This window comes from Devosia sp. 919 (genome assembly GCF_013185965.1).
Lineage (GTDB): Bacteria > Pseudomonadota > Alphaproteobacteria > Rhizobiales > Devosiaceae > Devosia.
This window is the reverse complement of the sequence record NZ_JABAOL010000001.1, coordinates 510,315-526,575: the sequence shown is the minus strand read 5'-3', so window position 1 is coordinate 526,575 and position 16,261 is coordinate 510,315. Positions and strand designations below refer to the sequence as shown.

The 16,261-nt window shown below is 62.3% G+C and carries 13 protein-coding genes and 1 riboswitch; of the genes, 7 read left to right on the top strand and 6 right to left on the bottom strand.

Annotation, left to right across the window (positions count from 1 at the left end):
- Nucleotides 1-54 precede the first annotated feature (54 nt).
- Complete coding sequence (locus HRQ64_RS02515) at nt 55-423, top strand: hypothetical protein (protein ID WP_172121888.1); 369 nt, start codon at nt 55-57, stop codon at nt 421-423.
- Nucleotides 424-961: 538 nt separating this feature from the next.
- Here the strand turns inward: HRQ64_RS02515 and HRQ64_RS02510 are convergent.
- Nucleotides 962-1,663: a DUF1236 domain-containing protein gene (locus HRQ64_RS02510; protein ID WP_248307161.1), complete on the bottom strand. Its 702-nt coding sequence runs from the start codon at nt 1,661-1,663 to the stop codon at nt 962-964.
- A gap of 402 nt (nt 1,664-2,065) precedes the next feature.
- Between HRQ64_RS02510 and HRQ64_RS02505 the strand changes: the two genes are divergently transcribed.
- The 3 genes from HRQ64_RS02505 (at nt 2,066) to HRQ64_RS02495 (ending at nt 6,862) form a co-directional block, all read left to right on the top strand.
- Nucleotides 2,066-3,742, top strand: a complete 1,677-nt coding sequence (locus tag HRQ64_RS02505) for an alpha/beta-hydrolase family protein (RefSeq protein ID WP_172121887.1) — start codon at nt 2,066-2,068, stop codon at nt 3,740-3,742.
- 8 nt (nt 3,743-3,750) lie between these two features.
- Nucleotides 3,751-5,271 (top strand): alpha/beta fold hydrolase, encoded by a 1,521-nt coding sequence (locus HRQ64_RS02500; RefSeq protein WP_172121886.1) that lies wholly within the window; start codon nt 3,751-3,753, stop codon nt 5,269-5,271.
- 79 nt (nt 5,272-5,350) lie between these two features.
- Nucleotides 5,351-6,862, top strand: coding sequence for an alpha/beta fold hydrolase (locus HRQ64_RS02495; protein ID WP_172121885.1), 1,512 nt, complete (start codon nt 5,351-5,353; stop codon nt 6,860-6,862).
- Nucleotides 6,863-7,087: 225 nt separating this feature from the next.
- Here the strand turns inward: HRQ64_RS02495 and HRQ64_RS02490 are convergent, their stop codons facing one another.
- Nucleotides 7,088-8,290, bottom strand: a complete 1,203-nt coding sequence (locus HRQ64_RS02490; protein ID WP_349236659.1) for an MFS transporter — start codon at nt 8,288-8,290, stop codon at nt 7,088-7,090.
- 113 nt (nt 8,291-8,403) lie between these two features.
- The gene (locus HRQ64_RS02485) at nt 8,404-9,318 is read right to left on the bottom strand and encodes an alpha/beta hydrolase (RefSeq protein ID WP_172121884.1); all 915 of its coding nucleotides are present in this window, start codon (nt 9,316-9,318) and stop codon (nt 8,404-8,406) included.
- 119 nt (nt 9,319-9,437) lie between these two features.
- Between HRQ64_RS02485 and HRQ64_RS02480 the strand changes: the two genes are divergently transcribed.
- Entirely contained in the window at nt 9,438-9,914 is a 477-nt protein-coding gene (locus HRQ64_RS02480; RefSeq protein ID WP_127751640.1) for a MarR family transcriptional regulator, read from the top strand.
- A 91-nt stretch (nt 9,915-10,005) separates the two neighbouring features.
- Here the strand turns inward: HRQ64_RS02480 and HRQ64_RS02475 are convergent, their stop codons facing one another.
- The 3 genes from HRQ64_RS02475 to HRQ64_RS02465 all read right to left on the bottom strand — a co-directional run bounded on the left by HRQ64_RS02475 (nt 10,006) and on the right by HRQ64_RS02465 (nt 13,570).
- On the bottom strand, nt 10,006-10,953 hold the full coding sequence (locus HRQ64_RS02475; protein WP_172121883.1) for a substrate-binding domain-containing protein: 948 nt from the start codon (nt 10,951-10,953) through the stop codon (nt 10,006-10,008).
- Between the two features lie 69 nt (nt 10,954-11,022).
- Entirely contained in the window at nt 11,023-12,048 is a 1,026-nt protein-coding gene (locus HRQ64_RS02470; RefSeq protein ID WP_172121882.1) for an ABC transporter permease, read from the bottom strand.
- The gene (locus HRQ64_RS02465) at nt 12,029-13,570 is read right to left on the bottom strand and encodes a sugar ABC transporter ATP-binding protein (protein ID WP_172121881.1); all 1,542 of its coding nucleotides are present in this window, start codon (nt 13,568-13,570) and stop codon (nt 12,029-12,031) included. The genes HRQ64_RS02470 and HRQ64_RS02465 overlap by 20 nt, the downstream gene beginning before the upstream one ends.
- Before the next feature lie 251 nt (nt 13,571-13,821).
- Between HRQ64_RS02465 and HRQ64_RS02460 the strand changes: the two genes are divergently transcribed.
- On the top strand, nt 13,822-14,847 hold the full coding sequence (locus tag HRQ64_RS02460) for a LacI family DNA-binding transcriptional regulator (RefSeq protein WP_282567569.1): 1,026 nt from the start codon (nt 13,822-13,824) through the stop codon (nt 14,845-14,847).
- 50 nt (nt 14,848-14,897) lie between these two features.
- A riboswitch (cobalamin riboswitch) is annotated at nt 14,898-15,104 on the top strand.
- A 150-nt stretch (nt 15,105-15,254) separates the two neighbouring features.
- A complete protein-coding gene (locus tag HRQ64_RS02455; RefSeq protein ID WP_172121880.1) occupies nt 15,255-16,253 on the top strand; it encodes an ABC transporter substrate-binding protein in 999 nt (332 codons plus the stop codon).
- The last annotated feature ends 8 nt before the right edge of the window (nt 16,254-16,261 follow it).

The window sequence follows — 16,261 nt, the reverse complement described above, 5'->3', positions numbered from 1 at the left end:
CTGACCCGGCGCTCCAGCGTTCGCGCGCCCGTTGCTGCCAATCCCTCCTCCCCCATGGCCCGAATTGTTGCCAGGCCCAGCGTTTTCGTTGCCCGGATTGGACGGACCTGCTTCCCCGGCACTACCCGAATTGCCATTGCCGTTCCCCTTGCCGCCGCCATTATTGCCGCCGCCATTATTGCCGTTGCCATTATTGCCGTTGCCGTCCCGGTCACCAGCATTTCCGTTTCCGTTCCCTCCACCGGAGTTCCCGCCAGTCCCGCTGTCGCTGCCCCGGCTTTCCCCTCCACTATTCCCATTCCCATTCCCATTTCCATTTCCATTGCCTTGCGCCCAGCTTGGCTGGCCAAGCAGGGCGAAAAGAGCAAGCGCAGCAATGAGGGTGCGAATTGGCATAACGAAATTGTACCCCTTGTTGCCTGACAAACACCTGACAAAGCCTATCACCGATGGGTCACGGCAGGTGGGTTATGGTGGTAGCGTTGACTTCCAAGGTCCCATGCCTTCTTGGATTGCCCATTCTTGGAGCGTCAGCTAGAAAACGGCGCCAGAAGTATCCCCCCGCGCTTCTGGTGCCGTTTTACTGACCAATCAGCTGACCATTGGCAGGTCGCGGATCCGCCTCAGCGAGGGCATGCCGGGTTCATCGTGGGAAGACACTTACGTCTCAACGCGCTCGCGGGTCGGCCCTGTTCTGAAGTTGGAGAGCAAAGCCGCAGGCAAGTTCGGAGCGGGCCTCGGGTAGCGGGAAAGCCGCATGGTCTCGCCTGCCGAATCTGAAATTTGCGGGACCAGGAACCGCGCGGCCCCTGGGTTTTCAACCCGCATAGGCTGTAGCGCTTGAGCCGCTTACCCGCAGTCAGCGACGGCCCCGAGCAGTTCAACACACCACCAGAGGTGAAAAGAGAGGCAGCGCAGTCGAGAGGAAGCCGGCCGGTTATCTGAACCAGCCGGCGCGTGATCAGCGAACGACGTAGACGATCTGGCGGGTGGCGGGGTCAACCAGAACGGGCTGGCCGTTGATGTAGACGTACTGGTATTCCGTGTATTCAGGGATAGCCTGCAGGGTCACCGTCTCAGGAACACCGGCGCCGATCACGACCTCCCCATCCAGATAAACTGACTCCTTGGGGTTGGAGGTGATGTAGGTGCGAGCGACTTCCGGCGGATCGATCACTGCACCGGCGGTGGCGCCGCTTGCTGCACCGACAACACCACCAATGGCCGCGCCGATGGGGCCGCCGATAAGGGCGCCAACGATAGCACCGCTGGTTGCACCAGCTGCCGCGCCGCCGGGAGCAGCACCTTCATCCTCATAGGTGACGGTCGCAAGCCCCACATCGGAGTAACGCTCCGTCAGCACCACAGCTTCGCCCGAAAGATCGGCCGTAAGATAATCCGAATAGGACCAGCCGGTGGCACCATCATAGCTGACCTGGCACCACTTGCTGCCCTGCAGACAACCACCCACCGTCGCGCTCTCCCCAGCGGCAATGAAGCCTACTGACGCATATTGCGGCCCGGGACCGGAGCGGATGGTGAGATCCGTTGCAGCTGTGGCTGTGGTCGTGGCTGTTGATGTCGGGCTCTGCGCCGCAGCGATGCCAGCAAAGGCGGTGGTCGCCAGAGTGGCAGCGGTCATGAAAGTGAGGAGCTTGTTCATTGTGGTTCTCTTGTTTGCACAACCCAACCCTTACACAGCCCGATCGTTCCACTAAGTGCTTGAAATATTTCTGAAAATCTCTCCGGTTGCGTGTAAGGGTATTGTCATCCAACCAGCGCTACCAGTGCGGCTGAAGCTGCCACTCGGGCCAGCGACCGGCCCCCATTCTGCGGCTACCTGCGGCGCACATCGGCTTGAGCTTCCGATTGCTTAGCTTGAGGCGAAGCAATTACGCTAAAATTTCTATCCACGGTCGAGCAATTCTGCCGGACACAAACACTACCCCTGTTCACCCGCTTTGAAGCCATTCATTGACCGGCCGCAGCTGGCCAATCACATCTGGACGGCAAGGAACAATCCATCAGGAACCATGAGCGGGGTCGCAAGTGGAGGGATGACGCCATGGAAAAAGCCCTGCGGGCGACCTCGCTGCTGCCCCTGATCGATCGCAATCTGTCCCGAGCAGGTCTTGTGGTTGGGGTGATCCTGTTCTGCTTGTCGCTAACCCCTTCGCTGCTGCCCAGAACACCCCCAATTCAAGGCCTGCTTTCGGGCACCACCTTTGCCTTCGGCTACGCCATTGGCGCGACGCTGCAGTGGCTGTGGGACTATATCGAGCTCGGCCGCCCTTTTGGCGCCTATACGCGCCTTGTCAGCTTCCTTGTCGCCGTGCTTTGCGCCGCATTGGTCCTTTACAGCCTGGTGCAGATCGTGCCCTGGCAAAACTCGGTGCGCGCAGCCATGGGCGAGCCACCCGTGCATCGCGGCCACCCGTTTCAGGTGGTGCTCGTAGCGCTGCTGCCCGCCGTTGTGCTGGTTACCCTGGGCACCCTCCTTGTCCACAGTGTCCAGGCCGTGGCGCGGCGGATGAAGCGCTATGTGCCACGTCGGGTGGCGCTCCTCTTGGGTATCACCTTAGTAGGCGTGGTCACCGCCGTGCTGTTCAATGGCGTGCTGCTGCGCTTTTCCCTCGCTTCGGCGGACCGCTTCTTTGAGCAGCTTGACCAGGTCGCGGGCCAGTTTGGCGAACCACCCGCCAATCCGCTCCAGTCAGGCAGCGCCGCTTCGCTCGTGGCCTGGAACACGATCGGGCGGGATGGCCGGGTTTATGTGCAGTCGGGCCCCAGCCAGTCTGCTATCGCCGCCATGATCAGGCGGCCTGCCGAACAGCCACTGCGTGTCTATGTCGGCCTGCGCTCGGCTGCGACCCTTGAAGAGCGCGCCCGCCTCGCTTTGGAGGAAATGCTTCGAGTGGGCGCGTTCGACCGGTCCGTGCTCGTTGTCATCATGCCGGTCGGCACGGGCTGGGTGGATCCGCCCAGCATTGATAGCCTCGAATATCTGATGGCGGGGGACGTCGCCAGCGTTGCGCTGCAATATTCCTATCTCACCAGTCCGCTTTCCCTAGTGGTTCAACCTGAATACGGCACAGAGGCGGCCCAGGCCCTTTTTTCTATCGTTTATCAATACTGGACCAAGCTACCACGCGATACTCGGCCAAGGCTTTATCTCAATGGCCTCAGCCTTGGGGCCAATAGCTCCCAGGCCTCGGCGCAGATCCTTGACCTCTTTGCCGACCCCTATAATGGTGCACTTTGGGCAGGCCCGCCTTTCACCAGTTCCATCTGGGGCTATGCCACCGCCAATCGTGATCCCGGCTCCCCCGAATGGCGGCCCCGCTTTGGCAATGCATCGACGGTACGCTTTGCCAATCGCGGCGCAGAATTGGCTGACCCTGGCACCCCTTGGGGACCGCTGCGGATCGCCTTTCTGCAATATCCAAGCGACCCCATCGTCTTTTTCGAATGGTCGAGCTATCGCACCGAACCGGCCTGGATGATCGGCCAGCGCGGCCCGGGGGTGTCCTCGGCCCTGACCTGGTATCCCCTGGTCACCTGGCTGCAACTGGGCATGGATATGGCTCTCGCCCAGACCTCCCCGATCGGCTATGGCCACAACTACGCCATCGATGATTACATCGACGCCTGGCGCGCCCTCGTCGACCCGCCCGGCTGGAACGATGCCAGCATTGCCGAACTCAAGGAACGCATGGCCTCCTATCCGGCAGGCAAGCCATGAGCACGAGCGTGGAAAAGAATTCTGCCCGCCCTTTGGCGGCACAGCGCTGGCTCTGGAGCCTCCTTGCTGGCCTCGCCTTTGCTGTAACCGCCTTGCTCGCGAGCGCCTCCGCCCAGTTGCGGATTAACCCGGCAGCCTTGGGCAATAGCGGCGAAATCACCGTCGCCAATATTCTCCTCGGTGTCTTCCTTTGTGGCTCTCTAGTCTGGTGGCTGCTTGTTATTCGGCCGGGGCAGGTCAGCTTGGTCAGGGGCGCTGTCGCGGGCGTGCTGGTGGCCTGCTTCTCCTATCCTGCCGTGCTGTTGCTGGCCGAGTTCCTCCATTCGGACGCGCGCGTGGCCGCAGACCTTGCGTCCCTGCTGCGCCAACTCGGCTATGTTCTGGTTCAGTCCGCGTTGGGCTTGGTCACCACCGGCTTTGCTTCTACCATCGCGCTGGCACTGACAGGCATGCTGATCGCCTTCCTGCAGCGCCGCTCTGCCGTTTACCTCGCGCCGTCGACGCGCGGAACGAAGCGGGAAGTGGGCCTGTTGCGGCGGATGTTTCGAGGCCTGGTCTTCTGCGCCGCCTTCGCAGTGGTCACACTAGTTGCCGTGTTTGTCGGGCTGACCGTGCTGCCCACCCCTCAGCTCGCCGCAAGCACGCCCCCTCGCCCGGCTGAAAGCTATGCGCAGGCCCTGGCCGGCTTTGCCGTCATCCAGGCGCAGGAAGCCACTCTGCCGCTGCGGCCGGAATGCCGCTCGCAGTTGCAAACGCATGGGGACAAGGTCGCGGGGGTCGTGATCTATTTCCACGGCTTGACCAGTTGCCCGGCCCAAGGCGACGAACTGGCTTCCCGGCTCTTCGGCCTTGGCTATAACGTCCTCGTACCCCGCCTGCCGGGACATGGCGAAGCCGATCCGCTCACCTTGGCATTGGCCAGTGTCACCGCCGAAGACTTCGTCGATACAGCCGAGTTTGCCATTGCTCTCGCGCAGGGCCTGGGCGACGAGGTGATCATCACCGGCCTTTCGGCAGGGGGAACGATCACCACCTTCGAGACACAGAACGACAGCACCCTGGCGGGTGCAATCTCGGTGGCGCCCTTTCTTGGGCCGGCCTTCTTGCCGCCTTGGGCAACGCAGGCCGCAACGAACCTGCTCCTCCTCTTGCCCAATATGATGCTCTGGTGGAACCCCGAAACGCCCTATAGCTCCCCCCGCATGCCCTATGTTTATCCACGCTTTGCTACCCGCGCCGTGGCCGAATTGATGCGCCTGGGGCGGATCACTGCGGCCCAGGCGGCGTGGGAAGCCCCCGCTGCGCAGGGCATCGGTGTTCTCCTCAACGAGGCAGATCACTCGGTCAATAACGCACTGGCCCAGCAGTTGGTGGCGCAGTGGCGCGAGGATGGACGAACAGTGGACTTGCGATTCCTGCCCCAGGCGGACGGATTGCCCCATGATGTGATTGACCCGCGCGAACCGCATGGCGGGGTGAGCATTGTCTACCCAATCCTGCTCGACATGATTGCGGTCGATAGCAAATGAGCTTGGGCGTGGGCACCATGGCAGCACTGTTCAGTATGGGCCCCGCCTTGCCTGCCTGCATCGGGTGGGGAGCCTATTGATGTCAACAGACGCTCCTCAACGCCGCGCCGCTTGGTACCTCCCCTGGACCCTTGCCGCCGGACTGCTTTTCGCCCTTTTAGCCTTGGGGCTGGCCCCATTACTCGGTCTCAACATCGGAGGAGCCGTTCCCAACAGGGCGGGGAGCGTGCCCTGGCCGGTGCTGCTTGCCGGGGTGTTCCTATGCGGCTGGTTGGTTTGGTGGCTATTGATGCCTAGTTGGACGAGGGTTTCCCCGCTCGCCGGCACTGCAGCGGGGATACTGGCGGCAACCCTGTCCTATCCGGTCGTTCTCGGCCTCAACGAAATGGTGGTCTCCGACACTCCGGCCACTGGCGGCATCCAATGGGTGGTTTGGGTTGCGGGCCTTGGCCTGATGACCACGGGCTTTGCCGCCGCGATGGCGCTGGGGCTGGCGGGCGGGATTTTGGCCTGGGCGCTGATTGCCTTCATCAGGCCGCACGACGCGGCGCGAAATCGCCCGTCCCGGTCTGTTAGGACGCTTTCCCGGAATCTTCGTCGGGCAGCCCGGGTCGGCGCCCTGATCTTTGCTGTCGGCCTGACCGGCTCCTTTGTCATTCTCTCCCTCACCCCTGTGCCGGTGCAGGGATTAAGCGCAAGGCCATCAGCCACCGCGCCGGCGCAAAGCTATGAAGAGGCATTCGCGGCCTTTTACGCGGTGCGGGGGGCGGAAGGCGAACTGGCGCTTCATAAGCGCTGCTCCTCCCAACTCCTCACCCATGGCCGCAAGACCACCATTGCCGTGGTCTTTTTCCATGGCCTTACCAGTTGCCCCGCCCAGGGCGAGGCGCTGGCGCGCTCGGTCTTTGCATTGGGCTACAATGTGTATCTGCCCCGCATGTTCGGCCATGGCGAGGCCGATCCCGACACCGTTTCCCTGGCCGCTCTCACCGCCGAGCACCTGGTGGATCTGGCTAATAGCTCAACCGATCTGGCGCAGGGGCTGGGTGATAACGTGGTGGTTGTCGGTCTATCCGCCGGAGGTACGATCGTCACCTGGGCGGCACAGCACCGATCCGACATTCGCCTGGCCGTCCCGGTATCGCCCTTTCTTGGCCCCTATATCGTGCCGCCCTGGGCCAACACGGCGGCGACCAACCTGCTCCTGTTGTTGCCCAACATGATGTTCTGGATCAATCCGCTGGCGCCGGTGACCGCCCCACAGACCGACTATGTGTTCCCTCGTCCATCGACCCACACCTTGGCCCAGGTGATGCGGCTGGGCGAGGCGGTGATGCATGATGCCGCGCGGGAGCCACCCGCAGTCGCGCGCATCTCGGTTGTGCTCAACGAGGCCGATGTTGCCGTCAACAACCAGTTGACCGACCAATTGGTCAATCTGTGGCGCTCGCGGGACCCGGACGTCTCAACCGAACGGCTGGAGTTCTCCAACCACCTGCCGCACGACCTGATTAATCCGCAGGAGATCTTTGGCAATACCGACCTCATTTATTCTTTGCTCGCGGACATGATCCAAGAGGCGCAAGAATGAATGAGCGCGAGTGGTCCGGGCGGGCGACGTAACCTAGGAACTGACCAGTTTGCCCGAAATTGGCCGACTGCCCATCCCGACGTCCAGCCAATACGTATCTGGCGGGCCAAGTAACCCGTAGGGTTGAGAGCCAGGGTCGGCATCCCGGTGGACGACAGATTTGATTTCGGCCATTCGCCTTCCTGAAGCTCCGGCCCAAACCTGTCCACCTGGCGCCCCCGCCAGCTACCTGACCTTGCCCATATCGGGCAGGAACACCGTCAGCAAGCCGGCGAGTGGCAGGAAGGAGCAGAGCCAGAAGACGTGCTGGATGCTGGTGAAATCCGCGACGGCACCCAGTGCCGCCGCAGCGATCCCGCCAGCGCCGAACGCGAAGCCAAAAAAGATGCCCGCGATCAACCCAATGCGGCCCGGCATCAACTCCTGCGCAAAGACCACAATGGCGGAAAAGGCCGAGGAAAACACCAGCCCGATGATGATGGTGAGGATCACGGTCCAGGTCATGTCGGCATAGGGCAGCGCAAGCGTGAACGGCAGCACCCCCAGGATTGAAAACCAGATTACGAACTTGGCCCCGAACCGGTCCCCGATCGGTCCGCCGAGGAATACGCCGACAGCCGAAGCACCGAGATAAACGAACAGCAGCAACTGCGCGTCCTGCACCCCGACCTGGAATTTGTTGATGAGAAAGAAGGTGTAATAGCTCGATAGGCTGGCGGTGTAGGCATTCTTGGTCAGGGTCAGAACCGTCAGCACGGTCAGCGCAATCATGGTGGTGCGCTGACCGAACATCAACGACTTGCTTGCGGGCGCCTTGCCAGCATTGCTGCGCTGGTGCTCGGCATACCAGTTGCCCACCCGCCACAAGATGAATATGCCGAGCAGGGCGCCGGCAGCGAACAGGCTGATGCTCCATTGCCCGCGCGGCAGCACGATGAAAGCGGCCAGCAATGGTCCGATGGCCGAGCCGGCATTGCCACCAACCTGGAACATCGATTGGGCCAAACCATGCCGGCCGCCCGAAGCCAGGCGGGCGACTCGGCTGGATTCAGGATGAAAGATCGCCGAGCCTAGTCCCACGAATGCGGCACCGATCAGCAACAACCAGTATGTCTGTGCCATGCCGAGGATGATCAGACCCAATAGGCTCGCCGCCATCCCGACGGGCAGGGAATAGGGCAACGGGCGTTTGTCGGTATACATGCCGATTGCCGGCTGCAGCAGCGACGCTACGCATTGAAAGGTCAGCGTCAGCAACCCGATCTGGATGTAGTCGAGCTGATAGTTGACCTTGAGCAATGGATAGATCGCCGACAGCATGGATTGCATGACATCGTTGATGAGGTGGCAAACGCTTACAGCAATGATGATGGGCAGCGTGGTCTTGCCGGCGAGATGAGTCACTGACGAGCTGGCGGTAAGATTCACTTTGGAAGGTCCGGGCGGCGGGAGGATGCTCTTTTCCTCGTAACATGTTAGCTTGCGCGTGTCCTTGCCTGTGTTCAGTCAGGGCATTTCGAGCTGCTGCTAAAAGCAGCATCTCACGAATAAGCGCTGGCAATATCCCTCCTGCTGGCATCAACTTCGGCAACAAAAGCCAGCATCGCCTGGGCCAACCGCTCCGGCGCTTCAAGAGCCGGGTAGTGCCCTACTCCAGCGAGAAGAACTGATCGCACGGTGCCCGCGCTGACCTTGGCCATGGTCGTGGCCGTGAACTCGCCACCACCCGCGCCCACTGCGAGCACGGGCATTGTCAAAGCCTTATCTTGGGCAATGGCGCGAATATCTGCCCCTTCGCGCAGCATGGATCGGTACAGTTTGGCGGCACCTTCCCAGGCGCCCGGACGGGAATAGCTGCGGGCGAATTCGGCAAGGTCGGCGTCCGACACGGCCTCGGCGGTAGCGGACATCGAGCTGAACATGACCCGCAGGAATGCCTCTTCGCGCCCAGCCAGCAACAGCTGGGGAATTTGCGGAGCGGCCAGCACGCCGATATGCCAGGAGCCGGGGTGAAGGGTAACATCGGCAAGCGCCTCAAGGCCAAATCCAGCCAAGCCCATTTCAATGCCGGTGAAACTCGCGACATGCTCGGGATAGGTCGCAGCAAGCCGGAAAACGCCGCCGCCAGCAATGTCTTGCCCGCTCAGATGCACGGGGCCAACATCGAGGTGAGCCACCAACCGGTGTAGATCCTCGGCCACCGCTCTGCTGTCGTAATCCTGCATCGCCCCGCGGGAGCCGCCAAAACCGCGCAGGTCGACGGCAAAGACCCGATGATGCTCGGCGAGGAGAGGCAAGAGCTTGTGGAACGCCCACCAGGTTTCCGGAAAACCGTGAACCAGCAGGATTGGCGATCCCGCGGTACCTGCTGAAACATAATGGATGTCGGTGCCGTCAAATCTCACCAGTTGGTGGCTGAATGCGGCATTGGTTGAGCTCACGGGAGAAAAGTCCATGTCGACCTCTGCTAGACAACCTTGTTGTCTTTCTTCACCAACATAGACAACCTAGTTGTCGTTGTCTAGGGTTCGGCAACCTGGTTGTCATTGCCGGCGCGCAATTGTAGGTTCCGGCTATGGCACGGACCGGCGCTGATCTTGCACTTCTGCTTCTTGGCGGCTTCCGCTTCCTGGCCGATGCGGCCACTGCGGAACTGGCGCGACGCGGCTACGAGGATGTGCGTCCGGCCCATGACTTTGCCATGCGCGCCATTGCGGCTGGCGCTTCCAACGCTTCAGATCTGGGCCGCCGACTAGGGGTGAGCAAGCAGGCAGCGGCAAAGACCATTGCCCTGCTGGAGGAGCGCGGCTATCTCACCCGGGCCGACGATCCTGCGGACGCGCGGCGCAAACTCGTGCAAGTCACCCCAGCGGGATACGGCGTGATGCGTGAAGGCGAGGCGATCTTTGAAGAACTGCGCGCAAGATGGGCAAGCCAGATCGGCGCCGATGAACTGTCGAGGCTGGAAGGCAGCCTCGTTGCCCTTCTGGGCCCCCAACCGATCGATCTCGCTGCCCCGGGGCAGATTGTCTCTGACATCGGCGAAGCTTGACCAGAGAAGCTGCCGGCCGCTAAGCGGCGCTTGATTCAGCAAAATGGGGCGCCTCTGAAGCGCCCCACAATCTTGAGACTGCTTCGGAAAATCAGAACGGGCTGTCGGGGAAGTAGAACTGCTCGGCATTGTCCTGGGTCACGAGCGGCGCGCTCAGGATATATTGCCCCTGCACCGGTGCGTTGGACATGAAATTGGCGACGGTCACGTCCATGGCGGTGGCGATCATGGCGGGTGGATAAAGCACATCGACCGGGATCAACTCGTCCCCATCCATGATGCCCTTGATCACGTCCTTCATCCCGGCGCCGCCGACGATGAACATATCGCCCTCACGGCCCGCCTGGCGCACGGCTTCCACCACGCCCATGGCGATGTCGTCGTCCTGCGCCCAGACGCCATCGATATCGGGGAAGCGCGACAGGAAGTCCTGCATCACTTCAAAGCCGTCATCGCGGTTCCAGTTGGCAAACTCGTTGTCGAGCACAGTGATGCCCGAGCCTTCGATGCCGGCCATGAAGGCGTCGAAGCGCTCGGTATCGATCACGGTCGGGATGCCGCGCAGGATGACGATGTTGTCGCCCTCGCCCAGCCGGGTCTTAAAATATTCGGCCGAAGTGGCGCCCAGCTCGGTGTTGTTGCCGGCGACATAAACGTCCTGGATGGTTTCGTCGGGCAGGCCACGGTCGACCACGGTGATGAAGGCACCCGCTTCCTTGGCCTGGCGCACCGGCTCAACCAACGGGTCGGACTCGAAGGGCAGCACGACCAGGGCGTCGATCTGCTGCACCGAGGTCATGTCCTCGATATCGCCGGCCTGGTCGGCAGGGCTGTCGGCGGTCACGATGGTAATGTCGAGATTGGGATACAGCGCTTCGAGGCGCTTTTCGGCTTCGTTGGCGTGGTAGTTGAGCCCCCCGGTCCAGCCATGGGTGGCCGCCGGAATGGAAACGCCGATCTTGACCTGGTCCTGGGCGAGCGCCGGGGCCGCGAGGGCCGTGGTCGCGGCCAGAGCCAGGGTCAATGCCTTGATAGACATGGGTAGTCCTCCCTTGTGTGGCGCGTTGTGCGCCGGTTTTGCCCCGCCCACTTGGGCCGGGAAATTTCGCTATTCAGCCTTTTTGCGGATGGCGCGCTTGAAGCTGCCGCGCTGCAGGTAGACGGCGGCGACGATGATCACCCCCTGCACGGCCCCATTGAGGTAGTTGGAGATGATATCGGTGAGGTTGAGGATATTGCCGATGGCGGTGAGGATCAGCGCGCCGATCACCGTGCCTCCAATTCGTCCGTAACCGCCCTTGAGCATGGTGCCGCCTATGATCACGGCCGCAATGGCTTCGAGCTCCCACAGAACGCCCGTGGCCGAGGAGGCCGAGCCGAGCCGGGGCACATAGATGATGGTGGCGAGCGATACGCAAAGGCCCTGCAGCACATAGGTCCAGGTGCGGACGCGATCGACCTTGATCGCCGAATAGCGCGCCACCTGCTCGTTGGAGCCGATGGCCATGCAATAGCGCCCGAAGGCCGTGCGGTTCATCAGGATCCAGCCGACGACAGCGACGATAATGAACACCCAGACCGGATAGGGTATGCGCAGGAAGCTATCGTAATAAACCGGCCGGTAGATCTCGCGCGCGCCGCTGTTGAGCGAGAGCGTGCCGCCATCGGCGAAATAGGTCACGAGCGAGCGGTAGATGCCCATCGTGCCCAGGGTGACGATGAAGGCTTCGATCTTGGCCTTGGTGGTCAAAAAGCCGTTGATGAAGCCGGCGCCCAAACCCAGGATCAGCGAACAGCCCACGCCCAGCAGCACGGTCCAGATCGAAGCGCCCATGCTGTCGACGGCCGAGTTCATGATGATGATCATCATGCCGGCAATGAAGGCGGCCATGGAGCCGACCGACAGATCGATGCCGCCGGCCGTGATCACAAAGGTCGCGCCGACGGCGATGATGCCGATAAAGGCCGAGCGGGTCAGCAGATTGGTGACATTGCCCTCGCCCAAAAACAGCGGGTTGAGGCTGTAGCCGAGAATGATCAGCAGGATCAGCGCCAGCAGCGGCCCCAGGATCTTGAGATCGATCTTGAAGCTCTTGGCCGGCTTGCTTGCGGTTTCAGGCACTGACACGCTCATTTTCCACCCCCAGCTTGATGCCGGCCGCGTAACGCATGATCTCGGCCTCGGTGATCTCAGCGCCTTCCAGCACCCCGGCCATGCGCCCGTTGCGCATGACGACGACACGGTGTGAAAGGCCGATGACTTCCTGCATTTCCGAGGAGATGACGATGATCGCCTTGCCCTCGGCGGCCAGCGCCGCGATGATGTGATAAATCTGCTGCTTGGTGCCCACATCGATACCGCGCGTGGGCTCATCCATGATGATGATGTCGGGTTCGCTTTCCATGGTCTTGCCCAGCATCAGCTTTTGCTGATTGCCGCCCGACAGCTTGCCCACCGGCACCGACGGATCGCGCGCGCGCACATCAAAGCGCCGCACCGCGCGCTCGAGCGCCTGCGCTTCGCTGCGCCCGTCGAGAAAGCCGTGGCGCAGGTGCTTTTTCAGCGTCAGCAAGGTGAGATTGGGCTGCAGGCCGGCATTGAGCAGCAGCCCCCGCCCCTTGCGGTCCTTGGTCATATAGGCCAGCCCGGCATCGAGCGAGCTCGCGAGATCCGGGAAATCGGCGGGAGTGCCATGCACCTCCAGAGCCCCGGCAGTTTTACGCGTGAGCCCGACAATGGCTTCGGCCACCGCGGTGCGGCCCGAACCGATCAGCCCGGCAAAGCCGAGGATTTCTCCGCGCCGCAGCTCGAAGGAGATGCCCGAGACCCCGGGCGCGGCGAGATCGCGCACGGAAAGCACGACTTCGCCATCCACATCAGGCTCGTGCTTGGGCGGATAAAGATTGGAGAGTTCGCGCCCCACCATCATCTGGGCAATGGAATCGGGCGTCAGGTTCTCGGTACCGACCGTCGCGATCAGCTGCCCGTCACGCAGCACCGTTACGCGGTCGGCGAGCTCCATGATTTCCTCGAGCTTGTGGGAGATGAAGATCACCGCCACACCCTTGGCCGTCAGCCTGCGGATCTGCTCGAAAAAGGTCTGGGTTTCCCCGACCGACAGCACGGCGGTCGGCTCGTCCATGATGATGACGCGCGCATCGCGGCTGATCGCCTTGGCGATTTCCACCATCTGCTTGTCGGCGACCGAGAGCGTGTTGATGCGCGCATCGGGGTCGATATGGACATGGAGCGTGTCGAGGATGGCCCGGGTCTGCTCGCGCATCTGCTTGAGCTGCAAGAATGGGCCGCGGCGCAATTCGCGCCCGAGGAAAATGGAGTCGGCGACACTCAGATGTTCGGCCAGCAGCAATTCCTGGTGGATTACGACGATGCCCATGGCCGCCGCCTGCCCATCGGGCGGCAAGACCACGGTTTGCCCCTGATAGGTGATGGTGCCCGAGGTCGGCTGCTCGATACCGGAGAGAATCTTGATCAGCGTCGACTTGCCCGCGCCATTCTCGCCGATAATGGCGTGAACCTCGCCGGGCCTGATGTCGAAATCGATGCTGAACAGCACCGGGATATCGCCAAAGGACTTGGAAATGCGGTGGGCCGACAAGATCGGGGACGCATTTGCGTCTTGCGCATCGATCATGCTGCCGCCCTCCCCCAAGCATGGCGCACTTGCTGTGCGGCTCTCTGCTTGAGTGCCGGTGTAAAGGTTTTCAGGATTGATGTAAAGGTTTACACAGGTGCATAACTGCTATGGGGGAGTGGTAGAGCGTGCCGCCTGGATCGACCTCTGCTAAGGGGCACAGGCGCACTGTTGATCGCGCAAATGACACTTGTCTGGGCGTAAGCCGGTTGCAGCGCAACCGAGCGGCGCGGGGGGCGGAGCGGGGCCGAGTGCAGCAGCAAAAGCTGGCGACCATTGAAGATGTTGCGGCCATGGCCGGGGTGTCGATCGCCACCGTCAGCCGCGCCATCAACGAGCCGACCAAAGTCGCCGACGCCACCCGCCGCAAGGTCGCCGAAGCCGTTGCCCGCACCGGCTACACCACGAATGCCCTGGCGCGCTCGCTGCGCATGCGGCGCTCCAACATGATCCTGATCCTTGCCCCCGATGTGGGCGACCCCAATTTCTCCAACATCCTCGTGGGTCTCGAGACTGAAGCCAGCAAGCGCGGCTATGGGGTACTGATCGGCAATACCCAGAACGATCCGAGCCGGGAAACCGATTATCTCCGGTTCATCAGCTCCAACCAGGCGGATGGATTGATCCTCTTTACCGGCCACCTGCCGTTCGGCTTCGGGCAGGATCGCGGCGAAACCCGCCTGCCCCCGACCGTCGCCGTCAACGAGCCGGTGACGGGGCAAAGCATTCCCTTTGTCGGGGTCGACAATGTCGAGGGCGCCCGCGTCGCCACCGAGCACCTGATTTCGCAGGGGCACCGGCGCATCGCCTTTATCGGCCATTCCAGCAGCCGGGAGATTAACCGCTTGCGCGAAGCGGGCTATCGCGCGGCCCTTGAAGGGGCCGGCATCCGCATCGATCCGCGGCTGATCCTCGATGGCGATGGCACGACGGAAAGCGGGCGGGCTGCCGCCGAGTTGATGTTTGTGCGCGATGCGCTGCCCAGCGCGTTTTTCTGCGTCAATGATGCAACGGCCCTCGGGGTCATCATCGCGCTCAACACGCGCCGCTATGAACTGCCGCGGCAGTTTTCGGTGATGGGGTTCGACGATATTTCCTTTGCCAGCTTTGTCAGCCCGTCGCTGACGACGATGAAGCAGCCCCGGCACCGGATCGGGGAAGCGGCGATGGAATTGCTGCTGACCCTGCTGGCCGACGAGCAGCCCAAATCCACCAATATCCTGTTGCGCGCGGAACTGGTGGTGCGCAGCTCGGTGGCGCGGCTGGCGAGCGGCTGACCGCGACACCCCCTCCGCCACTTCCCCCTTGCCCAGGGTCCGACGCGCCGCTAAGACGGCGGGGTCACGGTTCCGCCATCGAGCGCGGATGAAAAGGGAATACGGTGCGGATTACCCATCAGGGGCCAAAACCGAAGCTGCCCTCGCAACTGTAAGCGGCAAGTTCACCGTCCAAGCCACTGGTCAAGCGACCGGGAAGGGGACGAGGAGCGCCAGAGCCGCGAGCCAGGAGACCTGCCGGGACAACGACCAGCAAACCGAACGAGGTGTTTCGGTGGGGTGCGGACCGGCTTTTGGCTCGTCCGATCGTTGCCGTTGCGCCTCTTCGGGGTCGCGGGAGCATGACCTCAACTTTCCCCTCGTGTCTGGCTGATCGTTTGGCTTGAACAGCATCACGAGAGGTTTCGATGCGTCTATTCTCCCTTCTGGCCAGCGGCATTTTTGTTGCCACGGCCAGCACGGCCTTGGCCCAACACGCAACCCAATACCCCCTGCAGCTCGAAAATTGCGGGGTCGAACTCACCTTTACCGAGGCACCGCAGCGGGCCGTCGGCATCGGGCAGAACAGCTCGGAAATCCTGCTGCTGCTCGGTCTGGCCGATCGCATGGTGGGCACCGCCACCTGGGTTTCGCCGGTGCTCGAAGAGGTTGCCGCCGACAACGCAAAAGTGCCGCGCCTGGCCGACAGCACCGCGAGCTATGAAGCAATCCTTGGCACCGAGCCCGATTTCATTGCCGCCCAGTTCGGGATGCGCGATGAAGCGGGTAACCGCGAGCAATATGCTGATCTCGGGATCCCGAGCTATATCTCGCTGACCACCTGCGCCATGAAGGATGCCAGCAATGGCGATGGCGTGCGCCTCGAACCCTGGACCACCGAGTTGCTCTACCAGGAGATCAGCGAATTGGCGGCGATCTTTGACGTCAATGAGCGGGGGGCCGAACTGGTCCGCGAGCTGCGCAGCCGCGAAGCGGCCGTGCGCGCGCAACTGGGGAAGCGCGCGGCGGGCGTTTCCATGGTGTTCTGGTTCTCGAGCCCCGAAATTGCCGGGGATGCTTGGGTGGCCGGCCGCAATGGCGCTTCGGCCTATATGATGAAGGTGATGGGCGCCCGCAACATCGTCGACAGCGAGGAAGACTGGCCGCTGGTCAGCTGGGAAGCCATTGCCGCGGCCGACCCCACGGTCATCGTCGTCGGCACGATGGACCGGCGCAACCGGCCGGCCGATGACCCCGCCCTCAAAGTGGAGTTTCTCAAGACCGACCCCATGGTCAGCCAGCTCAGCGCCGTCGAGGCGGGCCATCTGGTGCTGCTCGACGCGCAGGCAATGAACCCGACCCTGCGCACGATTGGCGGGCTCGAAACTCTGGCGGAGGCGCTGCAGAGCCAAGGCCTGCTGCAATGAGCATGGCC